The sequence below is a fragment of the Neolewinella persica DSM 23188 genome (assembly GCF_000373105.1).
In the GTDB taxonomy this organism is placed as follows: Bacteria; Bacteroidota; Bacteroidia; order Chitinophagales; family Saprospiraceae; genus Neolewinella; species Neolewinella persica.
This window is the reverse complement of sequence record NZ_KB890460.1, coordinates 12,994-30,450: the sequence shown is the minus strand read 5'-3', so window position 1 is coordinate 30,450 and position 17,457 is coordinate 12,994. Positions and strand designations below refer to the sequence as shown.

Sequence of the window (17,457 nt, the reverse complement as noted above, 5' to 3'; positions counted from 1 at the left end):
CTGCTGATGCTCAGATCAACATCAACAACCCATACGGTGCTTCCTTCCCACAGGTATACAACGTTAACGACCTTGCCGGTACGCTGCGCAATGTTGACTTCATTGCCTCTGAGCTTGGTAACACGTTCAACNTTGCTGGTCGTTCTGCACAAAGCCTGAACGCTGCTGATGCACAGCTCGAAGCTGGTCAGACGCACACCCTGGTACTTGACGGTTCCGCTCTTGCTGCCTTCCAGGGCACCATCGAGCTGGCTGCTGGTCTTGAGCTGGTATCTGCTGACTACGCTGGCGAAGGTGCCATCAACCTTGATCGCGCCGCTGAAGGCATGATCGCTGTTGCCCTGCGTGACAACGCTACCCTGAGCCTGGAAGTCCGCGCTACTCAAGCTGGTCTGCTGAGCGAGTTGGTTAACCTGACTGACGCAATCACCGTACGTGAAGGTGTAACCGCTGCTGGTATCAGCAACGGCCTTGCCCTGAACTTCTCTGGTGTTGTTGCTACTGACATGGTGAACAGCCTCGAGCAGAACATGCCTAACCCAGTTGCAGACGTAACCACTATCGCTTACACGCTGGCTACCGCCGGTCAGGTAACACTGAACATCCAGGATGTACAGGGTCGCACGATCATGGTACGTGAGCTGGAAGGTGTTGCTGGTCGTAACGTAACTACGGTTAACGTAAGCGAGCTTGGTGCTGCTACCGGTGTCCTCAGCTACACGCTGACTGCTGGTGACTTCTCCGCTACTAAGAAGATGGTAGTTGTTAAGTAATAACAACTGACCGTTAGTCCTGCCCGGAAGGGCAGATGGAAAGTGGCCCCATCGGAGAAATCCGGTGGGGCCACTTTCATTTAATTTAAAAACATTAAATATTATTTGTGTTTAAATTTGTTTATCGATACATTTGTGTATTCGAAAGGTGTGCTGCACATTTTATGCAGCTTTATGTTAGTTAGAACTTTTGCCAGCGCCGTTGAGGGCGTAGATGCACGGTGTATCACCGTAGAGGTTAATTCCGGAGGCTTTGTAGCGGAAGGAAAGCCTTGGTATAATGTTGTTGGATTACCCGACAGCGCAATTCGGGAGGGGTCTTACCGGGTCGAAGCAGCCGTTGTGAACAGCGGCTTTCAGAATAAAAGAATGAAGATTGTGATCAACCTTGCGCCTGCGGACGTACGTAAGGAAGGTGCGGCGTATGATCTTCCGGTAGCTTTGGGGTACCTGAACGCAACAGATCAAATTGCCGTCAAAGACTTGTCGGAGTATATGATCATGGGAGAGCTATCGCTAAGTGGGGAGTTGCGACCGATTAAAGGAGCATTACCCATAGCTATTCAGGCAAGAGCGAAGGGATATAAGGGGTTTATCCTACCGCTGGAAAATGCCCGGGAGGCAGCTATTGTAAGTGATTTATCGGTGTATGGAGTAAAAAGTCTGCGTGAGGCTATTGATTTCCTTACGGGGGAAATCAAACTGGAACCAGTGGAGGTCAATACACGAGAGGAGTTCTTTAAAGACCGAACTTGCTTTGATGTTGATTTCAGTGATGTCCGTGGTCAGGAGAATATAAAACGTGCGATGACGATTGCTGCAGCAGGGGGCCATAACGTAATATTAATTGGACCTCCGGGAGCTGGTAAGACTATGCTGGCCCGTAGGTTGCCGACTATTCTTCCTCCGCTTGATTTACGGGAGGCTCTGGAGACAACTAAGATTCATTCTGTTGCCGGTATTCTGCCAGCTTCAACAGCTTTGATAACGACCAGGCCCTTTCGGGCACCTCATCATACTATTAGTGACGTGGCCCTGGTTGGAGGAGGCAGTTATCCGAGTCCGGGCGAAATCAGCTTAAGCCATAATGGTGTATTGTTCCTTGATGAATTGCCAGAGTTCAAGCGGAGTGCACTCGAAGTGATGCGTCAGCCAATGGAAGAACGAAGAATCATCATCAGCCGTGCGAAAATAACGGTAGACTTTCCAGCAAGCTTTATGCTCATTGCAAGCATGAATCCTTGCCCTTGTGGCTATTTTAATCACCCTACACGTGATTGCACTTGCCCTCCTGGTACGGTTAAGCGCTACTTGAGTAAAATAAGTGGTCCGCTTTTGGATCGTATTGATTTACAAGTGGAAGTAACTCCGGTACCCCTGGAAAAACTTGCGGGCCGGGAACCGGACTCTGAGACTAGTGAGGTAATTGCGAAGCGCGTAGTCACTGCTCGAAAGGTCCAGGCTTTAAGGTATGCTGATCAGACGGGGATTTATTGTAATGCTCAGATGCCCAGCCGCCTGGTGCGGGAATGGTGTGTAATTGACGCTGAAAGTAGCCAGCTGTTGAAAAATGCGATGGAGAAACTTCAGCTTAGTGCACGGGCCTATGACCGAATACTTAAAGTCTCGCGTACCATTGCTGATCTGGAGAACTGCGAGCACATCAACTCGCAGCATCTTGCGGAAGCGATCAATTTTCGAGGGTTGGACCGGGCCAGCTGGGGGGAGCAAGGCTAACGGGCTGTCGGGGAGAACCGAACCTGACCCAAAGTGAGTCATTTTTGTGATAGATGACTGGTAAATTCGGGAGTTTAACGAGTTAACGGACTTAATTCACTGGAAAATCTACCGTAAAAAGAGCCGCTTTGGGACGATGAGCGTTCTTTCCGGCAGCCGGCTAATTACCAGCCAGGCCTTAGCGGCATTAAGCATCCTTATCCACCCGTTTCATCCAGGGAGGTATAGTTGTTTTTGACCAGATGAAGGCCAGGATCGCTCCGGTTATTCCACCACCAATGTGGGCGAAGTGGGCAATTCGGTCAAAGCCAAAGTCTGCAAAACCCAAAAACAAGTCAACCAGAAAAATGAGGCTGACAAAATAGACGGCAGGGATACCGACGGGAACAAAAAGGAGCTGAAGTTTCTGCCAGGGGAAGAAAACGGCAAAAGCAGCCAGCACTCCGGAGATAGCTCCTGAAGCACCTACCATCGGGCCTTTTTGGAGGTACTCAATGTATCCCTGCATCAAGTAGTTCGCCTCGTCGATTGCTGCGGGGCCTCCGGTATTCATCGCTAATTTATTTTGAAGATTCCCGACCAGGGTGCTGACGGAAGTACCGTTATCCTGAATCTGGGAGGTGTCGACGCCGGCGAAGAATTCGTTAAAATGTTGTAAGCTGGGGTTCGCGACGAAGGTTTCTAGAAGGTCTTGATAGTGCTGAATGGAAAGCCATATCTCACCAATGTGGAGCCCGACGGACCCCAGCGCTGAAAGGATATACAGTAGGAAGAACCTGGTTGCACCCAGCCGGGTTTCAATGATGGGACCCAGGAAGTAAAGCCCCAGCATATTCATGCCAATGTGCCCGATATCGGCATGCATGAAGAAGTGGCTGATGATCTGATAGGGACGGAAAGACGGGCAGGTAGGGTAGTACATCGCCAACGCCTGCTCCAGTTGCAAGGAGTAACCCATTACTTCACGTGGAAGTACAACGACTGCAAACACAAGCGCATTAAGAATAAGCAGGTAGCGAACGATGGGAGTAACTGGAGGCATATGGTAGAGGGTCTGAGACAATGACTTCCCGGGAAGTTAACTGTCGAAACGCCGGTCTACTTCATCCAGTTCATATTTGATGAAGCAGCGGCGCCCGTTGGGTGCCCTTTGGGGTTGTTCGCAGGCGAAGAGTCGGTCAATAAGCGAACGCATTTCGGCAGCATCGAGCAATTGACCACGGCGAATTGCTGCACCGCGTACCAGTGCCCGGGCAAGTCGGGCGTGGCCGTCACTCTCTACTTCAACGTCGTTACGATATTGCTCCAGGAGCTGTTCCAGGAGCTGTTTTTCGTTTTTGTGACCGGCAAATGCTGCGGGAATCCCCCTTATGATGAACGACTCGCCACCAAAGTGCTCAACATCGAAGCCAAGCAGGCGAAGATCAGGTAGAATACCGTTCATCAGGCCAACGTCCACGTGAGGAAGTTCCAGTGTCTGGGGAAACATCGACTGCTGCGAGGCAGCAGGGGTATCCTTGAGGTTTTTGAGAAATTGCTCGTACAGAATTCGCTGATGTGCGGCGCGTTGGTCAATGAGCAGCCATCCACTTTTAATGGGGGAGACAATGTAACGTTGATGAATCTGATATGGTGCACGATCCTGCGGCTGCTGCGCAGGATTTTCAGGATCTTCCTCCTGGCTCATCCGGCTGGGAAGTAATTCTCCCAGTTCCGGGTTACTGGTGGCAACATCTCCGAAATCGATGAAAGAAGGCTCCGTTCTGGAGATTGTATCTTCTCCTAATCCTTCGTAGAGTTTTTCCCAGTTCCGAACGTTGCTTGCGTGGCGGGCTGCTTCTGATTTAGGCTGGCTGGTGCCGGAGCTGCGAGCTGAAGAGGCCCCTCCGCTACCGCGACCCGCCGGTGGAGGTTGTTGATAATCGTCGTTCATCCGGCTCGGTAACGGATCCTCCATATCATCCGGTAGCTGAGGCGTGTTGGTAATGGTGGTGCGGGAAGGAGAAAAAGGGTTGTCCGTCTCGAAATCAATGGAAGGCATAATGCTTGCCCTGCCAAGGCCATGACGGATGGTCGCCTTGAGGTAGTTGTAGATCAGGCGTTCGTCTTCAAATTTGATCTCTTGCTTGGTCGGGTGAACGTTGACATCAATCCGGGAAGGATCAATCTCCAGGTAGATAACGTAGAAGGGGTAACTCTCTTTTGGCAAAAGGTCATCATAAGCACTGGTAACCGCATGGTGGAGGTAACTGCTTTTTATGAACCGGTTGTTGATGAAAAAGAACTGCCCTACTTTGGACTTTCGGGCCGCCTCCGGCTTTCCCACATAGCCACTGATGGATAGCACGTCCGTATCTTCCTGAATCGGTACCAGTAAGTTGTCATATTTACGGCCAAAGACCTGGACAACCCTTTGCCGAAGTTTTCCGGCAGGCAGGGCAAGATCGAGCCGGTCATTGACGTGAAGATCGAAACGAACCTCTGGATGTGCCAGGGCAATGCGGATGTATTCGTCCCGTATGTGCCGCATTTCAACGGTATCACTTTTTAGGAAGTTTCGGCGCGCCGGAACGTTGAAAAAAAGATTGCGTACCGCGATACTGGTCCCGGGAGGAGCAGCAATGGGTTCCTGGATTTTAACCTCACTAGCTTCAACAACCAGGCGAGTACCCAACTCGTCAGGCGTGCGCCTGGTCTTCATTTCCATGTGAGCGACGGCAACAATACTGGCCAGGGCCTCCCCCCGAAAACCCATTGTACGCAGGGCAAACAGGTCGTCAGCAGTACGAAGCTTGCTGGTAGCGTGCCGTTCGAGCGACATCCGGGCGTCAGTCTCAGACATGCCACAACCATTATCCCTCACCTGAATTAACGTCTTTCCACTGTCTTTTACGAGCAATTCGATCTCACTTGCGCCGGAATCGATGGCGTTTTCAACGAGTTCCTTAACAACACTTGCGGGTCGTTGGATGACTTCGCCAGCAGCAATTTGATTTGCAATGGCGTCGGGAAGTAGGTGGACCAGGTTGTCCGTCATTTAAGAGATTGGTTAAGCAGCAGGAAATTATCGGGCGGCTAAGATACGCAAAATAAGAGCTTGTTAGTGAATCAGCTTCCTGGCCGCGAGTGAGTCTTTCGCAGGTCGGTACATTAAGTATATCAAAGCAAATCAGCTATCCAGACAAGGTTTGTAAAGGAGGAATATTACTCTATCGTGGGAGTGTTCCCCGTCGTGATCCATGCACTGAGGTCTGGAAAATAGAGGGCGTAGATGATGTAGGCGACGACTAAGAGAGAAATAAGGGTAATTAAAAAAGTAGTGTTGGATCTTTTTACCCGAGCGCTCCGGTAAGCTCCGGCGGCTTCGCCGCCCTGTCCTTTTCTGAAGCCACCCGAAATTCGGGTCTTCATGGCATCGACTCCTCCGGTTTGCAGCTGTTCAACGCGCTTGCGTAATTTCTCGGCTTCTTCCTTCTTGGGGTCCCAGTACCGGGGCTTGTAGCTGAATTGCTGATTCTTTGGTGTTTTGAAGAGGCGTAGGAAACCCATGTTGAATAGTTTTGGCTAAGAACAATCTAAGTTAAGGAAAGATGCTGAAAACAGGTAGAATGGTGGGCGTCATTCCTTGCGTTTGAGCCGAATACTGCACCTGCGGCCCCGCCTTAAAAGTCAGATAGCCACAGAATAAGACAGTCATACACTATGAATGACCCTCCTGCTGGACTATCTGACTCCCTGACGCTATAATCGCGCAGTCTTCGGAAAAAACCACCAAAACGCCAGTGCGGAAAGTACGCCTACTACCCCCGGCACCAGCCAAATCGAAGTCCAGTCGTGGCCACCTCCGGCAAGCGTGTTAGCCAATACGACCTCCCCGGCGACCCAACTGCCGAAAATGATGCCAATGCCCTGGTTGGCAAAGGCCACCAGGCCCTGCGCCGTACTTCTCAAGGTAACCGGGACGCGTTTATCGACATAGATCTGAGCAGCGATCACGATCCAGGTAAAGGCAATTCCCTGCACGAGAATAGCTGCGTACAACAACCATTCGTAATGGCCCGGTCGAGCGATGGAAAAAGCAAAATAGCGCAGCCCCCACGCCATTAAGCCCCAAAAGACAATGCTTCGAAACCGTAATTTCCGAAAAGCAAGAGGCATGGCCAGAATTACGCCTATTTCCATCAGCTGGCCCAGGGACATTTTTGCTGCCGCAGCTGACCAGCCAATTTCATTAAGAAATGGGTTTAGAAAACTGTAGTAGAAAGAAGAGGGGAAGGAAGAGCAGAGTACCGCGATCAGTAGTACGATCATACCGGGCTCACGAATAATTTTTGCTACTACAGGCCCTCTGAGCATGGAAAGATTAAAGCCGGGTTGTGGGGGGATATTTGGTAACAACAGGCACCCAAGCGACATCAGAAAAGCAATGCCGCTACCGGCTAGTAAGGGTATGGGAGAGCTTTCGATGGCAAAGTAACTAAGCCCCAGTCCCACTAACATGAAAGAAACCGTACCCCAAACCCGTACCTGCGGAAAGGTTTTTGCCGGGTCCTCCAGCTGATGAAAACAGACGGCTGACAATAAGCCGAAGGTGGGCATGAAGCAGAGGTTGAACAATAGGAACAAAGCGTAGAAGCCGGGGAAACTTGTTACAAAGAAACAGGCAAATAAGGCTGCTGCAGCAACACCGTTCAGGACAACCAACATTCGATTGGCACTGAAATGCCGGTCTGCCAACCAGCCGACTGCCGGAGGGGCTAAGGTAGCAGCAATGGCGTTGGTTGCGTAGATCATACCAACTTCCCGTCCACTGAAACCCAGCGTATTGAGCAGGTAGGTCCCCACGCTGATGACGCTGGAGGCAAACACCGCATTTTGCAGAAACTGAAGCGTGGAAAGGCGAAGGTTTGTTGACATTTAGCGAAGGTAGACTACATCGTCAATTCTCGGCTTTCGTACGGAGTGTCTTCTGCTTTTTCGGAGTGCCGCAACCTGGAAACTTTGTCTTGTTTCAGTATACCATCGACCTGGCCTTTGTCTACCTTTTCCGCTTTCGGTCGCGGATGAAAATTCGCGCGATTTTTACGGGTGTTTTATTAAACGAAACGGGAATGAGGGATAGGTATTCTGCTACCGACCAGCGTCTAAAAGGGGTTGATCAGAACGGAGTTTAGCGCTTTGAATAAAGGGCGTTGTGGCCTGTTTGCCGTCGGAGAAGAAGCTTATATGAAGGATTTTTCATTTGTCCCGTACCAAAAGAGCACCTACATTTGCCTTTGCAAAGACGTAACAGTCTGCGCAATTTTATAAAGAAGGGTGGAGAGCACAGGCTCTGCGAAGCCCTGGCAACCACTGCTCCGCGGCTAGGAGCAAAAGGTGCCAAAGCCTGTCTCGCAATTTTGCGGGGAACTATAAAACCATTTGCCAATGCCTCAAATACCTGCCTCCGTTCGTCCCCTGTCCTTAATCGGCTCGGACCATGGATAACTCATTTTTACGGGATGAAAAGGATCTTCGCCAGCTATTGGACGAGGTGCGCGACTTTGCGTTGACCTTCCGGTCTGACGACCAGTTGCCAGCGGGGTCTACGCGCCGGGACACGCCGAAATTCCACTTGTCGGATCAGGGGGCGGGAACGCAGGATGCCATCAGCGTTTTTAAGGAGCAATGTGCCCCTTACCTCGTTGCTTCACCCTCTAACCGTTACCTGGGCTTTGTTACCGGAGGCAGTACCCCGGCCGCCCTGGCGGGCGACTGGCTGGCCAGCGCCGTTGACCAAAACCCACAAGCAGTAGCGGGGCGCGGGGATGTTTCCGCAGCTATTGAACTGGGTGCGATTGACCTGTTGCGGCAGCTGTTTAATCTGCCGGAGGTGTTCAACGGTGGCTTCGTAACCGGCGCTACCATGTCTGCCTTTACCTGCCTCGGTGTTGCCCGGCAGTGGGTTGCTGCACAACAAGGCTACGATTTAGCTAGGGCTGGTTTGCGCAAACCCATTCCAGTGCTTGCGGCAACGCCGCACAGTTCTGCGGTGAAGTGTTTGGCCATGCTTGGCATTGGTAGCCAAAACCTGATCCAGGTAGCTACCTTGCCCGGCCGGGAGGCGGTGGATATGGACGATCTGCAAGCGAAGATTGAGGTGCTCAATGGCCAGCCTTTCCTCTTCATCGCCAGCGGCGGGACGGTAAATACCGTAGATTTTGACGACCTGGCGGCGATCGCCCGGTTGAAGAAAAAGCATAACTTCTGGTACCATGTGGATGCGGCCTTCGGCGGCTTCGCCGCCGTCAGCCCCGAGCATGCTCACCTGCTGACCGGCTGGGAATCGGCCGATAGCATCACGATCGACAACCATAAATGGCTAAACGTGCCCTACGACTCCGGCTGCTGGTTTATCCGCAAAGAACATTTGAAGCTTCAGGTCGCAACGTTCCAAAACAGCGCTGCTCCCTACCTCGGTGATCCGGCAGGCCATTTCAATTACCTCAATTCCGGACCGGAAAACAGCCGGCGTCTCCGGGCGCTACCGGCCTGGTTTAGCCTGATGGCCTACGGCCGACAGGGTTACCGGGACATCGTAGAGCGCTGCATTGGTACAGCCCGGTCATTTGGCAAAGCGCTGACTGAAGATAAAGCATTCACCTTGCTGGCACCGGTACGACTCAACGTTGTGGCCTTTACCCTTTACGACGCTGCGGCACAAACCGTTGACGCCTTGGTGCAGCAGCTGAATGATCGTGGCCGGTATTTCATGACACCAACAACGATGAATGGTACGCGCGGCATTCGCGCGGCATTTGTGAATTGGCAAAACGATCCGGCACAGGTCTCAGAGATCATGTCGGAACTTCACCTTGCACTCAAAGAACTTCCCATTGTACCGGCGACCCCGCCCTGATAATACCGCCCGTATGTCCGGGTTATATCGCCATTATGCGGGAGGGGGCAAGCCCTTTCCCAGAGAATAATATCACATTTTATCGTAAGGGAGAAGCTTGCCTCCTCCCGACCCACAATATCCCCTTATTATTATGAGATTCGAAACCCTCCAACTTCACGCCGGCCAGGAAGTCGACGAAACGACCCGCAGCCGCGCTTTACCCTTGTACCAAACGACGAGCTTTACGTTCCGCGACAGCGAGCACGGCGCCAAACTCTTTGCCCTGCAGGAATTCGGGAACATCTATACCCGGATCATGAATCCTACCACCGACGCCTTCGAAAAGCGAGTGGCCGCGCTGGAAGGCGGAGTTGCTGCCGTTGCGACGAGTTCCGGGCAGGCCGCCCAGTTCCTGGCCATTAATAATATTACCCAGGTAGGAGAAAACATTGTCTCCAGCCCCTACCTCTACGGTGGTACCTATAACCAGTTCAAGGTTGCTTTTAAGCGTATTGGTATCGAGGTCCGTTTTGCGGAAAGCACTGATCCTGCGGACTTTGCCAAGCTTATCGACGATAAGACAAAGGCCATCTACACCGAAACGCTGCCAAACCCGAGCTTTCTCGTTCCTGACTTTGCCGGGCTGAGTGCCGTAGCGAAAGCGCACGATCTTCCGCTTATCGTAGACAACACATTTGGTGCATGTGGTTACCTCTGTCAGCCACTGAAGCACGGTGCTGACATTGTGGTGGAGTCTGCCACCAAGTGGATCGGCGGCCACGGCACGAGTATCGGCGGAGTGATCGTCGATGGCGGTACTTTTGATTTCGGCAACGGTAAGTACCCACAATTTACGGATCCGAGCCCAGGTTACAACGGCCTCGTTTTCAATGATGTGTTTGGTAAGGACGGTCCTTTCGGCAACATCGCCTTTGCCATTCGTGCCCGGGTAGAAGGCCTTCGTGACTTCGGCCCCGCTGCCAGTCCATTTAACGCCTGGCTCCACGTACAGGGCCTGGAAACGCTCTCGCTGCGCGTGCAGCGGACGGTCGATAATGCCCAGGCGATGGCTGAATGGCTGGAAGCGCACCCTAAGGTGGAGTCGGTTTCTTATGCAGGGTTGCCAGACCATGCTGGCCACGCCAATGCCAAAAAGTATCTGACAAACGGCTATGGCGGTGTCCTGGGGTTCCAGGTGAAAGGCGATAAGGCTGCGGCGACCAAAGTGGTTGACAACCTCAAACTGATCAGCCACCTCGCGAACGTGGGAGATGCCAAGACCCTGATTATTCAACCAGCCGCGACTACTCACCAGCAACTTGCTGCCGAGGAGCAACTTGCTGCCGGGGTACTACCCAATGCCCTGCGCCTGAGCGTTGGTATTGAGCATATTGAAGACATCAAGGAGGACTTGCAGCAGGCTTTTGATCTCATCTAATCAGAGAGAGGGAGAATGGGAGAACGATTGAATAGTGTGAAATTTGCCGGTTTATAGAAACTTACTGTTTGACTATTCCCTCATTCTTTTATTCTCCCATTCCATTATTCACTCATGACTTCAGCCTACTTTCAGGAACAGTATCACATCATGCACGGCAAGTTGCCGATGTTTGGTCGTGGCGTGGAAGAAAGTCTGGAACCAATTTCGGAAGCGGACTTTCACCGGCCCGTTGGTCATCGGACGATTGCCCAACTGATTGGCCACATGGTTGCCTGGCGGCGAAATACCGCCCTACGCCTTCGTCGCTTACCCCGCACGAAAATTGAACTGAACTCTCCGGAAGACTGGCCTGATTATTCTGGTAAGCGTAAAGCTGAAATGCTGGCAGAGCTGGCAGAAACCAAAGAACAAATGTTGGTTGCCGTCGCGGAATTCGATTACTCCACCAGCGAAGAAAAAGTACATCCGGATTACTACTACCTCAACCGGAATTTGCTTGACGGGGCCATTCAGCACGACATCTACCACCTTGGTCAGATCAATTTATTGGCGAGCCTGCTGAACCGATCCGACAACCCAACAACTTAACGACTCGAAGCCTCGATAATTTGACCAAATATCTCCACATATCCCATTCTTTTACACTGGAATCCGGTGTAACCCTACCGTCCCTTACGGCAGCTTACAACACTTATGGGCAACTGAACGAAGCCCGCGATAACGTCATCTGGATTTGCCACGCACTTACCGCAAACAGTGATGCGGAAGACTGGTGGCCAGGGCTGGTGGGGGAGGGCTTTACCATAGATCCCGCCAAATATTTTGTCATTTGTGTGAATATTCTGGGAAGCAGCTATGGAAGCACCAGTCCGAAAACGATCAACCCGGCTACTGGTCAGCCTTATTCCCTCGATTTTCCGCTGGTGACGACCCGGGATAATGCCCGATTCTTTGCACTTGTTGCCGATTATCTGGGCATTCGTAGAATCCGTCTGCTGATGGGAGGTAGTATGGGCGGCCAACACGCAGGGGAATGGGCTTGTCTGGATCCAGGTCGCTTTGACCTGCTCTGCCTGCTAGCCACCAACGCTCGCTTCTCGCCCTATGGGATCGCTTTCAATGAGAGCCAACGGATGGCTTTGAGAGCAGATCAAACGCTGGGTACTGATACACCCGAAGCTGGTAGACGGGGATTAGAAGCTGCTCGCTCAATGGCGGTCCTGTCTTACCGCCACTACCGGACCTACGATGCGACCCAGCAACAATCGAACTCGGAAGACATCGATGATTTTCGGGCCAGTAGCTACCAGCGCTATCAAGGGGTTAAGTTGTGGAAACGATTTGCCCCAACCTGCTACTATGCCCTTACCCGGAGCATGGACACCCACAACCTTGGACGCGGCAGGGGAGGACCCGCTGCTGCACTGGCAAAGATTACCGCGCCAACGCTCATTATCAGTATAGACACGGACGTGTTGTTCCCGACGGAGGAGCAATCGTTACTCAGTCGCTACATTCCTAATAGCCGGTTGGAGGTCATGTCTTCAGATTATGGCCACGACGGATTCCTGGTGGAAACTCCCAAGATCGGTCTGCTCTTAGCCGATTTTCTGGCAGACCAATTGACCATCGATGCGGGAACCAAGCGGGCCTTTACGGATGGATTGAGCGGGCGGACCTTTGCTATTCCGGGGACGGAGGAGGTGTAGTGTTTGAAAGCAAAAACGGTTTTCGGAAAGTTGTAAATCCCGAGACTACTGTCGTTAATACAAAGTTTTAAAAAGCTGTAAGAATGATCGAATAACCCATTTTTACCCCCTTAACTACTCCCCAAACTGCGCCAGATCGTCCGAGGCGGAAGAAACCGTCGGAGGGATACACAACAAAGCTAAATCCAGGTGGGTGCCAAGAAAGACGTTGCGGTCAATATCTCCGACAACGCCGGGCAGCTGCCCACTGTCTGTATACTGCCAGAAATTGTAATTCCGTCCGCAAACGGTGACTGGTTCGTCGTAGTCGTAACGCGCCAACCACAGAGGGTGATCATCGAACTGTCCGGCCAGAAAGCGGTTGTAGAAATTCTGTCCGGTATAAATAATGGGCTTCACCCCATAGTGCAATTCCATGACTAAGGAGAGCTTTTTTACACGGCTGACCAGTTGGGCGACCGAAAGATTACCCCTGTTTTCTACGTCGATCACCGGGGGAAGATCTCCTGGCCTTAGTTCTACCTCAGCGATAAAATTAGTTGCTTGTATGTCAGGCATTACCTCGGGGCGGAAGAAGTGGTAGGCACCGCGCCGCATTCCGGTAAGCCCGGCCAGATGCCAGTTGGCGGCAAAGGCTTCGTCTTTTAGTTCTTCGCCTTCGGTAGCCTTGATGAAGGCGAAGTCGTGCCCATCGGCGGCAAGTAAGTCCCAGTCAATCACTCCCTGATAGTGGCTAACGTCGACACCCTTTACTTCATAACGATCTGAAGCATCCTGCCAGTCAGCGAGGCAGGAGGTCAGCGCCCAAAATGGGAGCATAACGATGAAAATCCTTAAGTACGTATTGTTAATATTCATGGAGCATTGAAGACAGGGCTAAGATAGGAAGGATTTGCAAATAAGGTTGTCCCTCATATTGCTAACGATTGTTTAAGTCCAATGCGCACACTGCTTATCTTCGGGCTTCCGGGAATCAATAACCCTTGCCATGCGTCAGACCCTTTTTCTCTTTACCTTTCTTTGCACCTGCATCCTCGCCGCCCAAATGCCGCAGTTGGTAGTTCCAGGTGGCCACACACGTGCCATCATGAAGTTAACCGTCAGTCCCGGCGGCGGCTTACTTGCCAGCTCAAGCATCGACGAGACGGTGAAAATATGGGAGACCGCCTCTGGGCGTGAGCTTCATACTTTCCGCCCGGGAGACATGGCTCGTGGCCTGGCCTTCAGCCCCGATGGCAAATACCTGGCAGTTGCTGCTTTTAACGAGATCCATTTGCTGGAAATGGCGGATTTTCGGGTCGTCAGTACTTTTTCCGGCTGGAACACTAATGCTGTAGCCTTCCACCCCGGGCGTAACGAACTCTACTACCTGACGCAACGCCGGAGCAGTACCGGTGAAGACCCTCAGCAGGTTTTTTCTGTCAGCGTCCCCGGAGGGCAACCCCGACTGCTGGGTACAGTGCCGATGGGCACTAATCGCGGGGTAGCGCAACTAGTGGTATGCCCGGACGGCGCGGAACTCCTGATCGTTATTCCGGGCAGCGAGAACTACGTTATGCCCACTGGCGGTGGCAGCCCCCAACCGGCCGCCTATGCCCACCAGTACACGCCGGAAGGTGATCGGTTCTTTATTCGTAACGAAGGGAATAACGCTACTTTCGGGGTGCGCGGGGCCGCCGGAGAGCGCTGGTCGGTAGCCGCCCCCAAATCGGAAGTGAAGCATCAGGACCTGGTGAATGTCTCCGGGTTCTATGACGGTAAACTCTACTGGTCGAATACAGATGGCCGGCTTGCTAATGGCAGTTATCTGGAGGGGGGAGTATCCATGTTTAAACTTGATGAAGGGTCGGATCGGGTTATTGCGGTAGGGGCGGATGGCTACCTCTACCTCGCCGGAAAATCACCCTATGTGATCCGTCGTTTGGCGTTGCCGGATTTAAGACCTCAGGGGAAACTTGGGGAAGCGTTGCTGACCCCGCAGGTCCTTGCAGGCTCAGAGACTACCGGTAAGTTGACCTGGGGATTGAGTAAGCTCAAAACCCTGACCCTGGACCGTCATTACCTGCTCACCCACTCCCACGACGGTTCCTTCGCCAGCGGCCGGCTTCATTATAGCACTGATGGTTCATTGCTGGCCTCTTCGCCGGGAGACGGGGAGGTATTCAGCTACCAGGCCACAGGTCGGCATCCGCAGGTGAAGCGATTTAAAAGCGGCTTCGCTGACACCCGGGGAGTTGCAGCATCCGCCGATGGCCTGCGATTGGCCGTTGTCGGAAAAGAAGGATACCTGATGATGGATACGAAGACGGACAAGTCCGTTGGGAAAGGTGGATTACGCCCGGGTGATGCCTACTTCCAGGAACATACGGCGCTGTCGCCCGACGGGAAACAACTACTATTGGCACCAGCTCGGTTCACGGGCACGGGGCAACAAACGAAGACCTGGGCGCGGCTTGTCAACGTGGCCAACGGTGAACCAGTTTGGGAAAAGGAAATAGCGCTGGACGATCCGGTTTTCTCCGCCGACGGCCGCCGCATCCTGGCGCAGACCTATCAGGCATTCGTCACCATCGACGCTGCTTCCGGACGGGAACTCGAACGGCGGGCCTTACCAAACGGACGGTTTCCCTACGAGATTGACTTCTCTGCCGATCGGGAATGGGCGGCTTATACCCATGATAACCGCGCCTATCTTTATTACCTGCCCGATGGGCGGGAGTACCCGCTGACGGTACCGGGAGAAACAGGTCTGAGATTCGACCGGATGGCTTTTTTTGGTGATGGCTTTGTGGCGGCGGCTGGCCGGGAAGGCGTAGTACGGATATTTGACGTCCGCAACCGTCAGTATGTGGCAGCGCTACTGCAATATGCCGATACGGACGACTGGGCGATAGTGGCGCCCGACGGTCGCTTTGATGCCTCGCCGGGAGCAATGGGGAAAATGTATTACCGGGTTGGCCAGCAACGCATTGCTTTAGAACAGTTATTTGAGGGGTTCTATACGCCAGGACTGGTGGGCGAAATTCTGGGACGACGACCGGGTAGCCTCGAGTCTCCCCGCATCAATATCAACAATTTATTGCCGCCGCCGGAAGTGGAAATCAATTACCAGTCGGGCGGTACACGTAACCTGATCGTGGAAGATGACGTGCCTGAGGTTCGTCGGGTTTTGGCGCGGACGCAGGATGCAGTGCTAAGTTTAAAGGCAAGGGCACCCGGCGGTTCCGTAGCGGAGCTACGGCTGTATCATAACGGTAAACTCCTGGGCGGAGCTACCCGAAACCTGGTAGTGGAAGATGATGTACCCGTTGGTAATGAACGAACGTACACTGTTCGCCTCTTGCCCGGAGAGAATGAATTCAGGGCCGTAGCCCTCAACAACCAACGAACGGAGAGCAGCCCTGCCCGCCTGCTCATTGAGTATACCGGCGTGTCGGCAGGGACTGCTCCGTTAACTTCCCTTGCACCTGCGTCCGCGCCCATCTCCAATACCGGAGCCGCAAGCGTTACGCTGCACCTCGTGACAGTTGGTATCGATAAATACGCTAACGCCGAATATAACCTGAACTATGCCACCGCCGACGCCAGCGGGGTGGAGGACGTAATGCGCAGGGGCATGAGCCCGCTGGTCGGCAACGCCGATGTCCTGAAACTTCGCGACGGTGGTGCCAGTAGGGCGGACATCCTCGCCGCCCTGCAAAAAATTGTTGCTGCCGCTGATGCAGACGACCTTTTTATCTTTTATTATGCCGGACATGGCATCATGTCGGGCGGAGAGAACGATGAATTCTACTTCGTGCCGCACGACGTGAAAGCGACCAGTGAATTGGCTACGAACGGTATCTCTGCCCGAGAGCTACAGGTACTCTCCGCTGCGATCCCCGCGCATCGGCAGTTGTACCTGTTGGATGCTTGCCAAAGCGCCGGCGCCATCTCCGCGATGCCCGGCGCCGGAGAGGAAAAAGCAATTGCACAGCTGGCACGGACCACCGGTACACACTGGATTACGGCTACGGGGTCGGAGCAACTAGCCGGTGAATTTGACGAGTTGGGGCACGGCGCCTTTACCTATGCGCTGCTCGGCGCGTTGCAGGGAAAGGCTGCAGGAACCGACGGGACGGTAACGGTCGAAGACCTGAAACGATACTTATTTCGTACGGTCCCGGAACTGACCGAACGCTATAACGGTGTGCCACAATACCCGGCTAGTTTCGGATACGGGCGGAATTTTGCCGTCAGCGTTTGGCGATAGCCATCTTTTGGAAGACTACTCTTCCGAAATGATGCCACGAATGTTCCAGTTAATCCGCTCGTTACCGGTGATTTCGTTAAAGCTCGTCCACTGGCCAGAGGGTACCTGCAGGCGATCTCCATTCGGATTGTAGTTGTTGCCCTGGTCACAGCCGATGGCCTGGTCACCTGCATCGAGGTCTACTTCTACAGCAAGCCAGAGGCCGTCTCCTGTAATGTCGATGGGGGTGGTCAGGATGTGCTCGATCCAGCCAGTATTACGAACCCGCTGGGTGAGGTCAATGGAATATAATTCCTCGCCGGGAACCCGGGTATCGGTACTGTTGTCCGCATAGACCAGTACTACGGTGGAAAATGGGATGGCTTCCAGGTAGAAGCTGATTTTTTCCAGTTTACGACCGACAAATTCTTGTGTTTCCCCAGCGGGGAAGCGGGCTGCGAAAGTCGTAAAGCCCTCCCCATTGGTGGGAGCCGTAAAATTGGGGCCATCGTAGTTGAGGGTATCGAGGACCAGATCGTCGTCATCTCCACAGGAAGACCAACTAAATAGGCCGATAACGAGTAAAAGCAGGAACGGTAGGGAAGATGTTTTCATTAGTCTAATTGGTTTGTTTGCGTTACGAAGTACGGGGTATTGAATAGAAAAGGGCGGATTTGGGTTGATAA

At 52.9% G+C, this 17,457-nt stretch carries 13 protein-coding genes and 1 riboswitch; of the genes, 7 read left to right on the top strand and 6 right to left on the bottom strand.

What is annotated here, in order from left to right:
- The first annotated feature begins 326 nt into the window (after positions 1 to 326).
- On the top strand, positions 327 to 773 hold the full coding sequence (locus B036_RS34690; RefSeq protein ID WP_455015019.1) for a T9SS type A sorting domain-containing protein: 447 nt from the start codon (positions 327 to 329) through the stop codon (positions 771 to 773).
- Between the two features lie 174 nt (positions 774 to 947).
- On the top strand, positions 948 to 2,510 hold the full coding sequence (locus B036_RS0123140; RefSeq protein ID WP_020571130.1) for a YifB family Mg chelatase-like AAA ATPase: 1,563 nt from the start codon (positions 948 to 950) through the stop codon (positions 2,508 to 2,510).
- Positions 2,511 to 2,697: 187 nt separating this feature from the next.
- Here the strand turns inward: B036_RS0123140 and B036_RS0123130 are convergent, their stop codons facing one another.
- The 4 genes from B036_RS0123130 to B036_RS0123115 all read right to left on the bottom strand — a co-directional run bounded on the left by B036_RS0123130 (position 2,698) and on the right by B036_RS0123115 (position 7,427).
- Positions 2,698 to 3,552: a rhomboid family intramembrane serine protease gene (locus B036_RS0123130; protein ID WP_020571129.1), complete on the bottom strand. Its 855-nt coding sequence runs from the start codon at positions 3,550 to 3,552 to the stop codon at positions 2,698 to 2,700.
- 36 nt (positions 3,553 to 3,588) lie between these two features.
- On the bottom strand, positions 3,589 to 5,547 hold the full coding sequence (gene mutL / locus B036_RS0123125; protein WP_020571128.1) for a DNA mismatch repair endonuclease MutL: 1,959 nt from the start codon (positions 5,545 to 5,547) through the stop codon (positions 3,589 to 3,591).
- A gap of 167 nt (positions 5,548 to 5,714) precedes the next feature.
- Positions 5,715 to 6,059: a hypothetical protein gene (locus B036_RS30690; protein ID WP_020571127.1), complete on the bottom strand. Its 345-nt coding sequence runs from the start codon at positions 6,057 to 6,059 to the stop codon at positions 5,715 to 5,717.
- Between the two features lie 192 nt (positions 6,060 to 6,251).
- Entirely contained in the window at positions 6,252 to 7,427 is a 1,176-nt protein-coding gene (locus B036_RS0123115) for an MFS transporter (RefSeq protein ID WP_020571126.1), read from the bottom strand.
- A gap of 384 nt (positions 7,428 to 7,811) precedes the next feature.
- Positions 7,812 to 7,928: riboswitch (SAM riboswitch) on the top strand.
- Between the two features lie 61 nt (positions 7,929 to 7,989).
- Between B036_RS0123115 and B036_RS0123105 the strand changes: the two genes are divergently transcribed.
- The 4 genes from B036_RS0123105 to B036_RS0123090 all read left to right on the top strand — a co-directional run bounded on the left by B036_RS0123105 (position 7,990) and on the right by B036_RS0123090 (position 12,540).
- Positions 7,990 to 9,408 (top strand): pyridoxal phosphate-dependent decarboxylase family protein, encoded by a 1,419-nt coding sequence (locus tag B036_RS0123105; RefSeq protein WP_020571124.1) that lies wholly within the window; start codon positions 7,990 to 7,992, stop codon positions 9,406 to 9,408.
- A 133-nt stretch (positions 9,409 to 9,541) separates the two neighbouring features.
- Entirely contained in the window at positions 9,542 to 10,828 is a 1,287-nt protein-coding gene (locus B036_RS0123100; RefSeq protein ID WP_020571123.1) for an O-acetylhomoserine aminocarboxypropyltransferase/cysteine synthase family protein, read from the top strand.
- Positions 10,829 to 10,942: 114 nt separating this feature from the next.
- Positions 10,943 to 11,419, top strand: a complete 477-nt coding sequence (locus B036_RS0123095; protein ID WP_020571122.1) for a DinB family protein — start codon at positions 10,943 to 10,945, stop codon at positions 11,417 to 11,419.
- Positions 11,420 to 11,439: 20 nt separating this feature from the next.
- Complete coding sequence (locus tag B036_RS0123090) at positions 11,440 to 12,540, top strand: homoserine O-acetyltransferase family protein (protein ID WP_020571121.1); 1,101 nt, start codon at positions 11,440 to 11,442, stop codon at positions 12,538 to 12,540.
- A 114-nt stretch (positions 12,541 to 12,654) separates the two neighbouring features.
- Here the strand turns inward: B036_RS0123090 and B036_RS30685 are convergent, their stop codons facing one another.
- The gene (locus B036_RS30685) at positions 12,655 to 13,398 is read right to left on the bottom strand and encodes a glycoside hydrolase family 25 protein (RefSeq protein WP_020571120.1); all 744 of its coding nucleotides are present in this window, start codon (positions 13,396 to 13,398) and stop codon (positions 12,655 to 12,657) included.
- 130 nt (positions 13,399 to 13,528) lie between these two features.
- Here B036_RS30685 and B036_RS0123080 point away from each other — a divergent pair, with 130 nt between their 5' ends.
- Positions 13,529 to 16,792 carry a caspase family protein gene (locus tag B036_RS0123080; RefSeq protein WP_020571119.1) on the top strand — a complete coding sequence of 1,088 codons (3,264 nt, stop codon included), beginning with the start codon at positions 13,529 to 13,531 and terminating at the stop codon, positions 16,790 to 16,792.
- Between the two features lie 15 nt (positions 16,793 to 16,807).
- Here the strand turns inward: B036_RS0123080 and B036_RS0123075 are convergent, their stop codons facing one another.
- Positions 16,808 to 17,386, bottom strand: a complete 579-nt coding sequence (locus B036_RS0123075; RefSeq protein ID WP_020571118.1) for a hypothetical protein — start codon at positions 17,384 to 17,386, stop codon at positions 16,808 to 16,810.
- Positions 17,387 to 17,457 lie beyond the last annotated feature (71 nt).